Consider the following 14,900-nt stretch of genomic DNA (forward strand, 5'->3'; position numbering starts at 1 on the left):
ACCGGGAGGGCTGAGCGCCCCCTGGTTGGAATGCGCGGGCAGAAGGACGCGCAGGATCTCACGGGGCCAACGAGAAGTAGCTCTCCTCCTCCTGCGTGAAGTGCAGGCGGAGGACGGAGTGCAGTCCGTACAGGCAGGAGCGCAGGTCGTCCAGCTGGTCGGGGGAGAGGCCCTCCTCGGCGCGGGCGAGCCGCAGGTGGGTGGCAATGCGGCGGGAGAGGCGTTCGATCTCGGTGTGGGCACGGCTCATGGTGGCCGTGGCCTCCGGGCCGCCGAGAGCGGGGGCGAGGGCGGGGTAGAGCTCGTGCTCCTCGGCATACTCGTGGGGCAGCAGCCGTTCGGTAAGCAGCCGGTGCGCCTGCTCGACGGCCGCCAGAGCCTGAGGGCCGGGACTATCGGTGAGGTGATCGGCCGCACCGCGCACGGCTTCGAGCACGTCCTGGAGGTCGTCGTGCTCCGACGCGAAGCGGTGGATGAGTGCCTCGGCAGCGGGGGTCAGCGCCGGCCGCGCGGCCTGATCCACACGCAGCGCACGCAGGGCATTGAGGATGACCGCCACGTCGATGACCTCCTGGAGCAGGGCGCCCAGGGCGGGCGGCAACAGGCCGAAGGCAGCCGCGGCCATCGCGGCCAGGGACATCGCCATCCCGCCCAGGGCACTCTGGACGGCGATCCGCCGGGCCCGCACGGCGATGAAGACGGCGTCGGCGAGCCGGTCCATGCGATCGGTGGTCAGCACGATGTCGGCGGCTTCCGAGGAGGCGGTGGAACCGCGCGCACCCATCGCCACACCGATGTCCGCGGCGGCCAGCGCGGGGGCGTCGTTCACGCCGTCGCCGACCATGACGGTGACCGCGTGTTCGCGTTCGGTCCGTACGACGGCGACCTTGCCGGATGGGTCGAGCCCGGCGCGGACGTCGTCGAGACCGAGGACGGCGCCCACCTCACGGGCCGGCTCCGTGCGGTCGCCGGTCAGCATCAGCAGCCGGTCGATGCCCGCGGCCCGCAGGTGGCGCAGCGTGCGCGGGGCGTCGTGGCGCAGGGGATCCCGGAGGAGCACGGCGCCTTCTGGACATCCGTCGACGGTCAGCCAGGCCACGGCCGCGCCGTCGAGAAGCACCCGGTTGTCCACCGCCCTCGCCCAGGGCGGCCGGGCGCCGGACGCGTCGAAGCGGCCGACGGACAGCCGGTGCCCGTCCACGGTGCCCGAGGCACCCCGGCCGGGCTCCTCGGTGACATCGGACGGGACCGACAGGACCAGGTTCCGTTTGCGCGCGGTGTCGACGATCGCCTCGGCCAGGACATGGGGCGAGTACTGGTCCAGTGACGCGGCAAGCCTCAGCACCTCTGCCGGCTGCCACCCCGGTGCGGCGACCACGTCGAGGACCCGCGGGCGGCCGCAAGTGAGGGTGCCGGTCTTGTCGAGTAGCAGGGTGCGGGCGCGGCCCAGGCTCTCCAGGGCGCCACCGTCGCGCATGACGACCCCCAGGCGTGAGGCGCGGGAGATCCCGGAGACGATGGCCACCGGCGCGGCCAGCAGCAGCGGACAAGGGGTGGCGACCACGAGAACCGCGACCGCGCGTACCGCTGAGCCACTGAGCAGCCAGGCCAGTCCGGCAACCGCCAGGGTGAGCGGAACGAACCAGGCCGCATAGCGGTCGGCCAGCCGTACCACGGGTGCGGACTCGGCCCCGGTCTGCCTCGCCAGTCGCACGATTCCGGCGTACGTGCTGTCCTGCTCGGTCGCCGTGGCCCGCAGTTCGAAGGCGCCGCCGGCGTTGACCACCCCGCTGCGGACGGTGTCGCCCGCCGCCCGTTCGACGGTCAGGGACTCCCCGCTGAGTACGGACTCGTCGAGGTTGGCCGGGGCGCCTTCCACCCGCCCGTCGACCGGGACGACCTCGCCCGGACCCACGACGAGCAGGTCACCGACGGCGACGTCGGCCAGCGGAACCGTGGTGACTCCAGCCGCTGTCCGGCGGCGCGCCGAGCGGGGTGCGTGCTCCAGCAGCGCACGCAGATCGTGCGAGGCTCGCCGCTGGGCTGCCGCCTCCAGTGATCGACCGGTGGCCAGCATCAGCGCGATGAGCACACCGGCCAGGTATTCACGGACGGCAAGGCTGCCACCGAGAGCGAGAACCGCGATCAGGTCGACGCCCGTGTGGCCGTGGCGGAGTGCGGTGACCACACGGCCCACCGCCGGTGGGACCGCGGACAGGGTGCCCAGACCCCACAGCAGATCGGCGAGCCCGTCGTCACCGGCGAGCCAGGCGGCACCCCCTGTGGTCAACGCCGCCGCTGTGACGGCCAGGAGGGCAGGTTCCAGCCGTGGCGAGGCGACCGCCCTGGTCAGAGGGTGCAGCCGTGTGGTGAAGGCGGAGCGGTTCATGGCCACCTCGGAGCATCCGGCATCGTTGCATCCGGTCCGGTCTTCGTTCATCACATCCCGGCGGGCCGGGCCCGCGGCAGGGGACGAACGGCTCTGCTGCCAGGGCCGTACAGACACTGTTCGTGGCTCCGCTCGCGGAGGCGATGATCGGATGTCCGAACGGTGATCGCCCTCCGTAACAAGCCTCGCTCGGCTGGCCGGATCCATCGGTGCGTCTCATGTGCTCTCTCAGAGCAATAGATCCCATTCTTCCCTCTGTGGGCGATAAGGGCGTATTGGCCTCTGGTGTTGGCCCCACTGGCTCATGACGTGCTCTCCGGCCCGGGCGACCGTGGAAACAGACAACTTCGAAAGCCGTAGGCACCGGGCCCTGGCTCGGCGCCCTGAGGAGAGGAGTCATCGTGATGTTCCGGTACGACCACGATGTCGGCGGGTGGGGTTGGTTCGCCATGTCCGCCGGCATGATCCTCTTCTGGGCCCTGATCATCATCTTGGGCGCCCTCCTCTACCGCGCCCTGGCGAGGCCGGGGGAGAGCAGCAACTCTGCGAGTGCCCGGCCTGCTGGTCCGTCCCCAGAGCAGGTCCTTGCCGAACGCTTCGCCCGAGGCGAGATAGACGAGGACGAGTACCACCGCCGCCTGACCGTGCTGGGGGGCGCCACCGGTGATGTTTCTCGGCCCGGTTGGCACTGATGGGAGAGGAGGCAGCCGTGGACGAGAGACTTTCCGTGGGGGCGCTGATGGACGAGGCGCCGTACTCGATCAGCGTCGACGAGACCCTGCTGATGGCCTGGGAAGTAGTCGAGCGGTCCGGGCAACGTCACCTACCGGTGGTTCGCCAGGACGGCTGCTGCGCCGGTGTACTGGACCGCGCCGAACTCGCAGTCGCCTGCGCGGCCGCCGCCACGACGCTGTCCCCTCGCACCGTGCACGACCTCGTCCACGCCCGCCGGACCGTCCAGGTTCACCCCGAGGACTCGGTTCTGCGCGCGGCAACCGTGATGACGGAGGAGCAACTCGACGCCCTGCCGGTCACCGATCCGCACGGACGACTGGTGGGCCTGCTCACGGCCCGGGACTACGTGGTCGCAGTCGCAGGCCTGCGCAGGCGCACCAAGTCTGCCAGCCAGCACCCCGCACGGGCCACGCTGCCCGGGCTGCCGCCTCGCCGCGCAGAGCGGGAACGCGGCATCGTCATTCCGTAGTGGACCGCGCCCAGGGCCGCTCGGCCCCGTGCGAGGGGTGGATGGCTCGATGAAGAGGAGTATGTAACGAGGAGGCGAGGCCGCGTGAGTCGGTGTTCCGCTGCCGCGAGCGCGTCCTGACGTCATGGTCCGGGCGTCCTGGACAATCCCCGGGGTCTTCACCGGCCGGGACGGAGCACGTACCGACGAGGCGGGGTTGTCACCGGAGACCTGACCGTCCACACCACATGGGACGGTGCCCTGCCGGTCGATCTCGACCTATCCGCCGACGGCGATGCTCGTGTCGCTTGCCGAGAAGACCGGCGTGGACCTCAGCCAACTTCGGTCGAAGGCCCTGACCGGCTGGGTTCCCTGGCTCTTCGACACGCTCCCCGTGGGTGTCCAGGACGCGCAGTTGGTCTTCGACGCCTATGTGAGGGACAACTCCGTTCCCACCATGCTCACGATGGGCCGGCTGCTGCCGGCCGGCGCCTGACCGTCCCGCGCCTCACCGCTTTGCGCTCGTCGAGCCCATCGCCCCCCGGGGCGCGCATCATCAAAGGAGGGAGACCATCGACGAGGAGTGGCGATGAGGTTGTCGTTCCTTGAACCCCTCTACGCGGAGCCGGGCCCGTTCGCCTCCGTGTACCTGGACACCTCCCGGAACGTCGAGCATCCCGAGCGGGCGATCGCGTTGCGCTGGCTGCGGCTGCGCGAGAGTCTGTCCCGTCAGGGTTCGGACCGGGCGCTGCTGAACGTACTGGAGGAGGTGGTCGGCGCCGACACAGAGGTGCCGGGGGTGCACGGTCAGGCCATCTTCGCCGCCCACGGCACGCTCGTCCTGGACGGGGAGCTGCCCAGGCCGCCCGAGCACGACTCCGCGCGCTACAGCACCCTGCCGGACGCGATGCCCCTGGTCACCCAGCACGTTCCGGAGATCCCCTACATGGCCGTAGTCGTCCACTACGGCGGCCTTCCGACCGCCGAGACCCACGGCTGGGTAACTCTGGAGGCGGAGACCGGCACCTGGCCAGCGTCCACCGTCACCCCGGGTGAGCGGCTGCACCGCAGGGTGGCGGTGGCGACCTGGCACCGCACCTGCCTCCGGCTCGGTCACCGGCTGGACGAACGGGCGCGGAGCGCCCATGCCGACGCCGTCGTCGTGGGCGGGGACGAGTGGGCGTGCAACGTACTGATCCGCCGCCTGCCGCACACCCTGCGGGACAAGGTCGTACGCGTGGGCGGCCGGACCCCCACCGACACCGGACGCGCGCTGTTGGAGCCGCAGCTCGACGGCGTCTTCCGCGGCTGCATGGCCGCGCACGATCGGGAACTCGTGGACATCTTCATCGGCCGGCGTGCCCTGGACGGCCCCATCACGGAGGGGCTGGCCGCCACCGTCGCCGCCCTCCAGCGCAGCCAGGTCGCGGCACTGTTGCTGAACCGGCCGCCAGAGTCTTCGCTGCGGCTCTGGGCGGGCCCCCAGCCCACTCAGCTCGCCCTGACCGAGGCGGAGCTGATGTCCTTCGGCGTGCGGGCCCCGCGCGAGGAACGCGCCGACGAGGCCCTCGTCCGGGCCCTCGTCGGCACCGGTGCCGAGCTGGTCGTCGTACCGGAGAGCGAGCTGAGGCTGGCCGAGGGCGTGGGCGCCCTGCTGCGGTACACCTACCCGGGGACCCCGCCCTGACGCCGACGCGCTGCGCCTCCCGGATCACGGGTCGCCCCTTGCGCCCGACCGCCCCGGACCGCGCCGCGCGCGGACATGCCGACACCGGGCGGGAGCGGCAGCGCGGCGTTTGAGCGGCGGATGGGGCCCATGGACAGTACGGCCGAGATCAGCAACACGCCGACGTCGAAGGGGATCGTGGTCAGACTGGAACGCACCATGACCGGGGCGCTGGCGCCACCGCCACGGCCCCGTGGTCCGACGGCCCATGAAGGGACCCCCGAGTACCTGGTCCGCGCGGCCCACGCCGTGGGCGTGGCCGACGCCGTCTCCTGGAGGCCGTACGGAGCATCCCCCGGGCGGAATTCGTTCCCGCGGACGAGGTGGCATCCGTACCGGGACACGCCCGTTCCGCTTCCCCACGGGCAGGTGCCCACCCAGCCCTCGCTGATCGCCATGATGGTCTCCGCTCTCGGCCTCACCGAGACGAACACGTCCTGGAGGTCGGGACCGGATACGGCTGGCAGACCGCGCTGCTGGCCCGCCTGGCCGCGTACGTCGCCGGCGTCGAGCGCTGGCCCGACCTGGTCGACGAGGCCCGCTTGTGGCTGGCCGGGCAGGGCGTCGGCAATGCCGAGGTCGTACTCGGCGACGGGACCCTCGGGATGCCGACCCGCGCCCCGTACGACGCCGTAGGGCGGGCAGGCGCGCGTCGAGCTGACGAGCGGCGGGCCCACAACTGGTGCACCGCAGGACGGTCACCGCGGCCCGGTTCGTCCGGCTGTACGGCGCCCATGGCTACGACCAGCGGTGACGCGCTCAGCGCTGATAGGTCCCGACCAGGGTGCCGGAGGCCAGCTCCCTACCCTTCAGAGCACGGTGCACGTCCTCGGCGCCCGGGTGGTCGTGCAGCGGCAGCGGCTCGGCCAGGGCGTACAGGCGGAAGAAGTAGCGGTGCGGCCCGTGCCCCGGTGGAGGCATCGGCCCTCCCCAGCCCACGCGGCCGAAGCCGTTGGGCCACGGCAGGCCCCCCTGGGGCTTCTGGCCCTCCGCCGCCCCGGTGGTCCCCGGATCGATGCCGGTCACCAGCCAGTGCAGGAAGGTCGTCCCCGGCGCGTCCGGGTCCTCGCACAGGAGCACCAGCTCCGTGGCCTCGTGGGGCACCCCCGACCAGGTCAGGGGCGGTGAGATGTTCTCACCTTCCCCGCTGTACCGACGGGGGATCAGCGTCTTGTCGTCGAACGCGGTGCTGCTGAGTTCAATTCCGCTCATGCGCGCCGCCATACCCGCAACGGCGGCACCGGCACCGGTCCGTATCCCAAAACCCCCGTTCGGCCGAGCTCACCCGGGCCCCATCCGCAAGCAGGGGCGAAGATGGCAGTGTGCCGACAAGGATCCTGCTCGAGGGCCGCCCTGGCGCGGGCAAGACGACCGCCCTGCGTCGGCTGGCCGCGCTGCTGCCCACCCACGCGGCCACCGGCTTCACCACGGAGGAGATCCGGCAATCCGGCGCCCGCGTCGGTTTCGCCCTGGAGACCCTGGCAGGCCGACGGGAAGTGCTCGCCCATATCGACCTGCCCGGTCCGCCACGGGTAGGGAAATACGGTGTCGACCCGGGCGTGATGGAACGACTGGCGCTGCCGTCGCTTCGGCCGGCAGCAACCGAGGAGGCAACAGGGCGGCTGGTGCTCATCGACGAGCTGGGGCGGATGGAACTGGCGTGCACGGCGTTCCGGCACGCGGTCGACGCGCTGTTCGTCGCGGAGGTCGACGTCGTCGCCACCGTCCACACGCACCGCGATCCGATCACCGACGCCCTCAAGCAGCGCGCCGACGTCGAGGTCGTCCAGCTCACCCCGGCAAACCGGGACGTCCTGCCGGGGAAGCTCGCGGCCCGGCTGCAGCAGCCCCGGACGCACGCAAGGCCTCCCTCTCACGGATGAGAGACCGGCCTCCGACCTGCTGAAAGCAGTGTCGACAGGACGTGAAGTCGTCCGGTCGGTGCGACCGGCGGCGCCCACTACCAAGGCTCAGTGCCTGCCCACCGAGAACGCGGCCGTCATCGCCTGCACCACCCGGTTCGGCGCCCGCCCCTCCCCGGCCGCCCTGCTGTGCCGCCCGTCACCCCCGGAGGCATAGGGGGCGTCTCAAGGACGGCGGCGATGCCCTGCCTCAGGTATGGGATCCGGTGCGCGGAGAGTCGTGGCGAGCAAACTCTCCGGATGCTGCCTAACGGCACAGGCATCGTCATCTGGTCGGCGGCAACGGCGCCCCTCACCGTGCAACAGACCGTAGCGCTCCGTAGTGGACGCTGGCAGGCGAATGCCATGTTCCGCGTGTTTCTGGACGTCTGCAGCCTCAACACGGATCAGATACACATTGCCCGTCTTCAACTTCGTCGCCCCCACTCCAGTGCTGTACACCATGCTGTACGGTCGGAACATGTCGAAGTCAGTGACGATCCGGGTCCCCGAAGAACTTCACGCCCAACTGCAGGAGCGTGCCGAAGCTGAGGGCACCACGGTCACCGCACTCATCACCGAGGCCGCGCGCAACGCGGTCCGCGATCCCCGCCTGGACGGCGCCGCAGAGGTCTTCCGTACGTTCATTGCCGACAACGCGGCTGCGTTCGACGAGGCATTCCCCGACGACGCTCCCGCCCGCTTGGACGCGTCTGGACGGGCTGCTGCCTGACCCATGGAGCTCCACATCGACATCCGCTGGCTGCTGGAGCGCCAGGCGGAAGTGCTGCCCAAGCAGCCCTCGGTCCACGACTTCTCCAACCTGGTGGCGGCCGTCGCCCGCCACCGCGTCAACACCCCCCAGGTCGGCGTCACCGTCGACAGTGCCTGGCGCGCGGCAGCCCTGATGCACGCCATCATCCGGCTGCGCCCCCTCCCGGCCCGCAACGCGCTGTACGGCGCCGCGATCGTCACGGCGTACATGAACGCCGCGGGCGAGACCGTCGACCCGCCGTACGGCGCGCTGATCGACCTCGCCCGCGACATCGACGCCGGACGCACCGACGGGTACGACGCAGCTGACCGCATCCGCTCCTGGCGCATCTGAACTCACCTCGTGCGGCAACGCCCTGGACATCCGTTGTCGGGGGCGTTGCTGCTGGTGCTGCTCGGCTGCAGAGAGCTGTGCAGCGGGGTGCTGCACGGGTAGCGGGCCCGTTGCTGCTCGGTGCGGCTGCAGGTAGTACGCGCTAAGTCGCAGCGCGCCCGGTACGCCATTGTCCAGGCCGTACTGGATCAGCCGGCCTGGATTGCAGAGGCGGTCGGTGTCCTCCCTGCGGCCGCTCGCCCCGGTCTCGACGACGGCCGCTCCTCGTCGGCGATCCGGCCGTCGATGACGGCCGGCTGCCGGGCGGCCTGCTGCTCGACGACCCGGCGGGCGAAGCGCAGCGCGTCGAGACGCGAGAGCGGCTGCCCACCACTCATGATCTTCGCCCCTTGCCGTGTTTTCCACTAGCCCAAGAAATCGAACACATACTCTAATCGACGTATGCATCGCGTGGACCACCTCACCGACACCCAGGAGCGCATCCTGCGCTTCATCCGTGAGCACATCGCCGATTCCGGTGAGGCGCCGACGGTGGAGCAGATCCGGGCGGCTGTCGGCATGCGCAGCAGGGCCTCCGTGCACTACCAGCTGGGCGAGCTGGAGGCCAAGGCAGCGATCGTCCGCGAGCCGGGGCGGTGGAGAGGGATCCACCTCGCATGACCAGCCCCGGCCGCTATCACCTGCTGCTCGACACGGGTGGCCGACCGGTGCAGCACGGCTGGTGGGGCTGCGAGGACACCGCCCGCAGGAAGTTCCGCAACTGGGTCGGTGAGTACGGCAGCGTGCGCGGCTCCCGTGTCATCGTCACCGACGAGGGCACCGGCGACGTACTGGCCACGTGGCCCGACCAGCCTGTCGGCCACTGAAGGACGGTGCTGCCGGGGCGGGGCGTGCGGGGAGGGCGAGACCAGGAGTAGGAGCACCTGCGCCGTCAAAAAGAGGAGGCGCAGGCCGGGCGGAAAAGCTGGGAGCTGGTTCTCCCGGTTCCGTACCCGGTAGGCGGTGGGGTGGGACTGGGTCGAGCCCGGATGCGGCACCTGGCCCCGGGCGTGAACCTGGGGCCACCATCCCGCCCGAGCACGATCCTCCGGGCGTGACTGCACTGAGGTTCCCCCGAGATGCGGGGAGGGTGACAGAGGGTCAGATAGGTCTCGTGAGAGGAGACCAGAGGATGCCTGCGCCGAGGAAGTACCCCAAGACCACGGAGTTATGGCCGGTCCGCGGCTGTCAACAGGGCCGGGGCAAGGGCTGGTGGGGGTCGGGGGTAGTCCACTCGGGTTCGAGGGCGTAGAGGCCCCGCCCTGTGCGGCGGAGGATTCCTTCGCGGACCCAGCGTCCCGGTTCCGCGCGTAGTCCTTGGACGTCGTCCAGTCCGATGCCGCGGGCGATTTCGCATGCGCGCCAGGTGCGGAGGGGATCGGTGCGCAGGAGTTGCAGCGTGCCGTCACGGCGTCCGTCGGGGCCGGGCCCGGCGGCCGGGTGCACGGCGACATTGATGCTGGTGATCCTGGAGGCGCCCAGGACTTGTGCCTGGTCGGGCAGGCGCGGTCCGGGTCCGTGCCGGGAAGCGTCTCGACGGCCTCGGCCATCGCCTGGCGCAGTGTCTGGTAGACGGTCAGGTGGGCCCAGAGCTCCTGCTGGACCCCGGTCGCGTCCTGGGAGCGCAGTACCAGGCCGCGTTGCAGGGTGTGGCGGAGCGAGTAGAAGGCCGACTCGATCTCCCATCGTTCGTGGTAGAGCTCCACCAGCTCGGCGGCGGGGTAGCGACGGTGGTCGGTCAGCGTGGTGGCCAGCCGGTAGTGGTCTTCCAGCCGCAGCCCCTTGGCGGTCGTCACCGTGATGTGCGCGTCGATGATCCTCAGCCGGGTCCCGTTGATCCTGGTCAGGAACGACCCGTCCGGCAATAGTGCCCAGCGGGCGGGTGTCCGGGTTCCCTTGAGGCGTACCAGCAGCTGTGCCCCGGTGGCCGCGGCCTTCGCGAGGAAGCCGTCGGAGTCGAAGCCCCGGTCGTTGAGCAGCAGCATTGTGTCGTCCAGCAGCGGGAGCAGTTGCTCTGCGTACCCGGTCTCCTTCTCGGGCGTCGGCCCGAAGACCGCGCCGAGCAGCGCCCGTGTCCCGGTCTCGCACAGCACCATGACCTTCAGCATCGGATATCCGTCTGTGCCGCAACGGTGTTTGTGTTTACCCAGCCAAGCACAGACTCGCGGCCGGTCAGGGGCCTTGGTGGAGCTGCATCCGTCGAAGGCGACCGTGCGCCAGCACCGGTAGCGCACCCCGGGTGTGACCGGCTGCGCCACGGGGCCGGCCAGCGTCTCGAACAGCAATCGCAGCGGCGCGACACCCAGCCGTCGGCGTACCTCTCGCAGTGCCTTCTCCGACGGATGCTGTGGAAGGAGCCCGCGCAGCCCGGCGGCCAGCTCGTCCCACACACGCACGTACCCCAGCTGCGGAAAGAGAGCCAGTGCCAGGATGAAGTACACACCCACCCTCGACGGCAGCAGCCGCAGCCTCCGCTGAGTGCCGCCGGTACGTTTCAGCACGTCATCGACCAATTCAAAAGGCAACTGCCGGGTCCGTTCGCCCAGATGCCCCGGAGCGAAGACGCCGTCGGCGACAGTGACGGACGACGTGAGGGTGACGGTGGGACACTGAACGGGCAACGGGGCTCCTTCAAGCAGGAAGACCTTGGTCGGCTTCCTCGCTCTACCAGGAGCCCCGTTGCCGTGACCGGCACTTCCCCTGACTTCCTCGGCCCTGTTGACAGCCGCGGACCGGCCATAACTCCGTGGTCTTGGAGTACTTTCTGGGGGCAGCCATGGTCGATGTTCCTCTCATGAGTCCCATCTGACCCGCTGTCAGCTTCCTCCGCATCTCGGGGGAACCTCAGGTGGCGTCCTTGGCGAGTTCGCGGCGGAGCCGCTCCAACAGGCTGGGACCGGCTTTGATCTTGTGGAGGTCGACCACATTGCCGCGGGTGTTGAGGATCCGGCGGAAACGGTCTTCGTCGAGAAGACGACGGCAGGTGTGAGGCGGGCCGTTCTGCCACTCCGCGCGGACGGCCTCGAAGTCGGATCCGGTGAGCCGGACACGCGTGCGGTAGCGGCCGTGGCGCAGGTGGATGCGCTGGTCTTCGATGTGCCACTGCACGGGAACGCCTGAGGTTTCCAACTGCTCGTAGGCCCACCGCTTTAGTTGGCGGTGTCGACCCCGGAGCCTGCGGAGCCGTTGAAGTCGTCGAGGAGGACCTGGGTCCAGCCCGACGGGGGCGTGGGAGCCGTGGCGCCGGCGGGCAGGGTGGCGGCCGTCGCCAGTACGGCGGCCAGACCGAACGTGGCGAGGACGGCGACGAGGGCCCGTCGTCGTCGGGGTATACCGGAGGTTTCGCTCATGGGGGTGCCTCTCGGGTACGGGGGGATGCGCGGGTGTCTTCGAGGGCGTCTGAGAGCGCTCCCAATGCGCTCTCTGCTCCTCCGGTCGTCAAGAGTTGAAACAAGGAAAGTCCTTGTTTCCCGACGGAGTTCATCCGGCGAAGCCGCCGCGTGCCGAGGGGGCGGGCATCGAGGCCCGCCCCCTCTTCAGTGCCTGTGGCTCACCAGCCGATGCCGAGTGTCAGCCCGGTCGGCGGATTCGCGTTGCCCAGGATCTGCACCGACGACTGGTCGTTGATGTCGTCGTAGGGGAAGGCGTAGGCACGCTTGTCGAGACCGACGGTGTGCAGGAACGCGGCGTAGTCGTTCTTGATGCCTCCGGTGTAGTAGGCGGACGGGGTGTACCAGGCCGAGGTGTCGAGGGCCACGCCCCGGTTGAACGCGGCGCACAACTCGGCGCCGAGCTGCTTCTCCGGATCGCTGCCCGTGGCCAGCGCGCCCGCGCAGGCCACGACGTCCGGGGAGGACGGCTTCGCGAGGGTGTAGGGACCGGCGCCGTTCTTGGTGAACGTGAGGGTGTTCCCGGAGACCTGTCCCGAGAAGGTCTCGCCGAGCCGGGTGAGCCTGAAGGGGTGGGCGGCGTAGTAGGACCAGGTCTGATCGATGTACGCCTGGAGGTAGTTCGCCTGGGAACCTCCCGCGAGGAAGAGGCCGGAGGAGCGCGGGGCGACGATGCGGTACGTGTTCTGCAGCGGTTTGAAGGCGGCGCCCACCGACGCGGCGTACTGCGACATGACCTGGGCACGGGTCAGCGTGATGCCCCGCGTGGTGTCGTAGCCGCTGGAGGTCTGCGTCAGCCGCGAGGTCATCGGGAAGCCGAACTGGTCGACCTGAGTGGTGTTGCCGCCGAAGGACACCTGTCCGAAGACATACGTGTACTCGTACCAGTCGTAGTAGACGTCGGTGTTGGGGTCGTTCGGATTGCGCAGGTCGGGGCCGCCCCAGCCCTGGTCGTCCGGGGAGACCGGGATGTACAGCGGGGAGCCCAGGGAGACGTAGATCCGTCCGCCGCGGATGGATGTGGGAGACGGCACCGAGCCGCCCGCCTGGGCCAGTGTGAACGACATGTTGGGGTAGTTCACGCCGTTCTTGGTCAGGTGTCCGGGCGCGGTGGCGTCCAGGTGGTCGATGTGCGTCATGGTCCCGTCGGACTTCATGTACGACCACTGACCGGGCGTCACCTGGCCGAGCACGGTGACGTAGATCTGCGAATCCGCATACGTGCCACGGGTGTTGTTCTGGAACGAGATCGGGAAGCTGCCGGTGCCGCCTCCGCCGCCACCTCCGCCTCCGCTGCCGACGGTGTAGCTGAAGTGCGGGGTGTCGTGGAGCGGGCCGCTCTTCTCGTATGTGAACCAGTACTCCAGGGTGAAGCCGCCGGGCAGGCCGCTGACGCTCTGCTGCCAGGTGTCCGCGTTGTTCGTCATCCGGAAGTTCTGCTGGCCGGCGGCCGGTGACAGGTAGTGCACATCGACCAGGGACGCGGGCGTGGCCGGCCTGAACCAGATCCGGACCGAGCCGGTGCCGGTCGGGGTGACCCCTTGGGTGTAGTCGGCGGCGGCCCTCGCGGGCGCCGCCTCGGCCAGGCCGAGCGCCAGCACCGTGAGGAGGGCGGTCAGGACGGCCGTCACCAGCCGCCCGGCCCCGTGGCCGGGCGCTCCGGACCTGGCCGGGGAGTGTGTGGTCATCGGTCGGCTCCCTCGTCAGTGGCCGAAGTCGAACCAGTTGACGTTCACGAAGTCGGCCGGCTGGCCACTGGTGAAGGTCAGGTAGACGTCGTGCGTCCCGATGACGGAGCTGATGTTCGCGGGTACCGTCCGCCAGGCCTGCCAGCCGCCGGTGTCCGCCACCGCGAAGCTGCCGATCGGCGCGCTCGTACGGCTGTCGAGGCGCACCTCGACCAGTCCGCTGACACCGCCCGCCGCGCCGCTCGCGACCCGGCCGTAGAACTGCCTGGCCGCCGTGGAACCGAAGTCGACGCCCTTGTACAGCGCGTAGTCGCCGTTCGCGAGCGTGCTGATGTTCTGGCCGCCGCCCGTGTCGGTGGTGGTCTCGGTGCCGACGCCTGCCTGGCCGTCGTACGACTCGGCCTGGATCGCGCTGTACGCGTCACGGTTGCCGGACGGCGGCGGGGTGGTGGGCGGCGGGGTGGTGGGCGGCGGGGTGGTGCCGCCACCGCCGGTCGACCGGAGCACCTGGACGTAGTCGACCACCAGCGGGTGACCAGGGTCCGTGCCGCCGTCGGGACCGCCGCCGAAGGCCGCCGGGAACTCACCGCCCATCGCGACGTTCAGAATGATGAAATAGCCGTGGTTCGTGGCGTTGGCCCAGGTCGTCGCGTCGACCTGATTCTGCCTGACCGTGTGGAAGTTGACGCCGTCGAGGTAGAAGCGCATCTCCTCGGGGCTGGTCGACCTGTCCCACTCGACGGCGTAGGTGTGGAAGCCGCCCTGGCAGGTCGTGCCCGCGCAGGCCTTCTGGCCGCCGATGCCGGACTTCTCGTTGCAGGGGCCGCCCGGGCTGGTGCCGCAGTGCATCGTGGCCCACTCGTTGTTGATGCCCTGGACGTTCTCCATGATGTCCAGCTCGCCGACGCCGGGCCAGTTCCACCAGTTGCCGCGGTAGGGGGCGCCCAGCATCCAGAAGGCGGGCCAGTAGCCCTTGGCGGCGGCGCCGGTCACGTTCGGCATCTGGAGGCGGGCCTCGACCCGCAGCTTGCCGCCGGCGGGCGGCTGGAAGTCGGAGCGGTTCGTCTCGACACGGCCGGACGTCCAGTTGCCCGCGGCGTCGCGCCGTGGGGTGATCCTGAGGTTTCCGGCGCCGTCGAGCGAGACGTTGCTGGTGCTGGAGGTCATCGTCTCGACCTCCCCGGTACCGAAGCCGGCGGGCCCGCCGGGGTAGCTCGTGCCCGTCGTGTACCGCCAGTCGGCAGTGTTGATGCCCGATCCGGCGGGCCCGTTGAAGTCGTCGAGGAAGACCTGGGACCAGCCGGACGGAGGGGTGGGGGCGGACGCGTTCGCCGGGAGGGTGGCGGCCGTGGCGACGGCGGCCGCCAGGCCGAGTGTGCCGAGCACGGCGACGAGCGCCCGCCTGAGCGGGCGTCGTCTGGGTATGCCGGAGGTTGCGCTCATGGGGAGGCCTCTCGGGTACGGAGGGGTGTTCGCG

The 14,900-nt window shown here is 70.3% G+C and carries 15 protein-coding genes and 3 pseudogenes; 10 read left to right on the top strand and 8 right to left on the bottom strand.

Annotation, left to right across the window (positions count from 1 at the left end):
* Window positions 1-58: 58 nt before the first annotated feature.
* Window positions 59-2,389, bottom strand: a complete 2,331-nt coding sequence (locus tag ACWGKT_RS19900) for a heavy metal translocating P-type ATPase (protein WP_453274705.1) — start codon at window positions 2,387-2,389, stop codon at window positions 59-61.
* A 404-nt stretch (window positions 2,390-2,793) separates the two neighbouring features.
* Here ACWGKT_RS19900 and ACWGKT_RS19905 point away from each other — a divergent pair, with 404 nt between their 5' ends.
* From ACWGKT_RS19905 to ACWGKT_RS19925, 5 genes and pseudogenes are all read left to right on the top strand, one after another.
* Window positions 2,794-3,081 carry an SHOCT domain-containing protein gene (locus ACWGKT_RS19905; RefSeq protein ID WP_453274706.1) on the top strand — a complete coding sequence of 96 codons (288 nt, stop codon included), beginning with the start codon at window positions 2,794-2,796 and terminating at the stop codon, window positions 3,079-3,081.
* A 17-nt stretch (window positions 3,082-3,098) separates the two neighbouring features.
* Window positions 3,099-3,593: a CBS domain-containing protein gene (locus tag ACWGKT_RS19910; protein ID WP_453274707.1), complete on the top strand. Its 495-nt coding sequence runs from the start codon at window positions 3,099-3,101 to the stop codon at window positions 3,591-3,593.
* Window positions 3,594-3,867: 274 nt separating this feature from the next.
* Window positions 3,868-4,068, top strand: a complete 201-nt coding sequence (locus tag ACWGKT_RS19915) for a hypothetical protein (protein ID WP_453274708.1) — start codon at window positions 3,868-3,870, stop codon at window positions 4,066-4,068.
* A 93-nt stretch (window positions 4,069-4,161) separates the two neighbouring features.
* Window positions 4,162-5,259 (top strand): baeRF2 domain-containing protein, encoded by a 1,098-nt coding sequence (locus tag ACWGKT_RS19920; RefSeq protein ID WP_453274709.1) that lies wholly within the window; start codon window positions 4,162-4,164, stop codon window positions 5,257-5,259.
* Window positions 5,260-5,621: 362 nt separating this feature from the next.
* Window positions 5,622-5,873 (top strand): annotated as a pseudogene (locus tag ACWGKT_RS19925) (protein-L-isoaspartate(D-aspartate) O-methyltransferase); the annotation flags it as partial.
* Between the two features lie 184 nt (window positions 5,874-6,057).
* On the opposite strand, the gene ACWGKT_RS19930 reads toward ACWGKT_RS19925, so the two are convergent.
* A complete protein-coding gene (locus ACWGKT_RS19930; protein WP_453274710.1) occupies window positions 6,058-6,510 on the bottom strand; it encodes a YbhB/YbcL family Raf kinase inhibitor-like protein in 453 nt (150 codons plus the stop codon).
* 110 nt (window positions 6,511-6,620) lie between these two features.
* Here ACWGKT_RS19930 and ACWGKT_RS19935 point away from each other — a divergent pair, with 110 nt between their 5' ends.
* From ACWGKT_RS19935 to ACWGKT_RS19945, 3 genes are all read left to right on the top strand, one after another.
* Complete coding sequence (locus ACWGKT_RS19935) at window positions 6,621-7,181, top strand: nucleoside-triphosphatase (protein WP_453274711.1); 561 nt, start codon at window positions 6,621-6,623, stop codon at window positions 7,179-7,181.
* 499 nt (window positions 7,182-7,680) lie between these two features.
* The gene (locus tag ACWGKT_RS19940) at window positions 7,681-7,932 is read left to right on the top strand and encodes a YlcI/YnfO family protein (protein WP_453274712.1); all 252 of its coding nucleotides are present in this window, start codon (window positions 7,681-7,683) and stop codon (window positions 7,930-7,932) included.
* Window positions 7,933-7,935: 3 nt separating this feature from the next.
* Complete coding sequence (locus ACWGKT_RS19945; RefSeq protein ID WP_453274713.1) at window positions 7,936-8,307, top strand: toxin Doc; 372 nt, start codon at window positions 7,936-7,938, stop codon at window positions 8,305-8,307.
* A 188-nt stretch (window positions 8,308-8,495) separates the two neighbouring features.
* Here ACWGKT_RS19945 and ACWGKT_RS19950 read toward each other — a convergent pair whose 3' ends face one another.
* Window positions 8,496-8,684 (bottom strand): hypothetical protein, encoded by a 189-nt coding sequence (locus ACWGKT_RS19950; protein WP_453274714.1) that lies wholly within the window; start codon window positions 8,682-8,684, stop codon window positions 8,496-8,498.
* A gap of 64 nt (window positions 8,685-8,748) precedes the next feature.
* On the opposite strand from ACWGKT_RS19950, the gene ACWGKT_RS19955 reads away from it, so the two are divergent.
* Both ACWGKT_RS19955 and ACWGKT_RS19960 read left to right on the top strand, forming a co-directional pair.
* Window positions 8,749-8,967, top strand: coding sequence for a LexA family protein (locus tag ACWGKT_RS19955; RefSeq protein WP_453274715.1), 219 nt, complete (start codon window positions 8,749-8,751; stop codon window positions 8,965-8,967).
* Window positions 8,964-9,173, top strand: a complete 210-nt coding sequence (locus ACWGKT_RS19960) for a hypothetical protein (protein WP_453274716.1) — start codon at window positions 8,964-8,966, stop codon at window positions 9,171-9,173. The genes ACWGKT_RS19955 and ACWGKT_RS19960 overlap by 4 nt, the downstream gene beginning before the upstream one ends.
* A 341-nt stretch (window positions 9,174-9,514) precedes the next feature.
* On the opposite strand, the pseudogene ACWGKT_RS19965 reads toward ACWGKT_RS19960, so the two are convergent.
* From ACWGKT_RS19965 to ACWGKT_RS19985, 5 genes and pseudogenes are all read right to left on the bottom strand, one after another.
* Window positions 9,515-10,967, bottom strand: a pseudogene (locus tag ACWGKT_RS19965) (IS4 family transposase).
* A gap of 223 nt (window positions 10,968-11,190) precedes the next feature.
* Window positions 11,191-11,454 (bottom strand): hypothetical protein, encoded by a 264-nt coding sequence (locus ACWGKT_RS19970; RefSeq protein ID WP_453274717.1) that lies wholly within the window; start codon window positions 11,452-11,454, stop codon window positions 11,191-11,193.
* 44 nt (window positions 11,455-11,498) lie between these two features.
* Window positions 11,499-11,696, bottom strand: a pseudogene (locus ACWGKT_RS19975) (1,3-beta-glucanase); the annotation flags it as partial.
* 200 nt (window positions 11,697-11,896) lie between these two features.
* Window positions 11,897-13,423, bottom strand: a complete 1,527-nt coding sequence (locus tag ACWGKT_RS19980) for a glycoside hydrolase family 64 protein (RefSeq protein ID WP_453274718.1) — start codon at window positions 13,421-13,423, stop codon at window positions 11,897-11,899.
* A 15-nt stretch (window positions 13,424-13,438) separates the two neighbouring features.
* On the bottom strand, window positions 13,439-14,866 hold the full coding sequence (locus tag ACWGKT_RS19985) for a glycoside hydrolase family 16 protein (protein WP_453274719.1): 1,428 nt from the start codon (window positions 14,864-14,866) through the stop codon (window positions 13,439-13,441).
* Window positions 14,867-14,900 lie beyond the last annotated feature (34 nt).

The organism is Streptomyces sp. NPDC054794, from assembly GCF_053611585.1.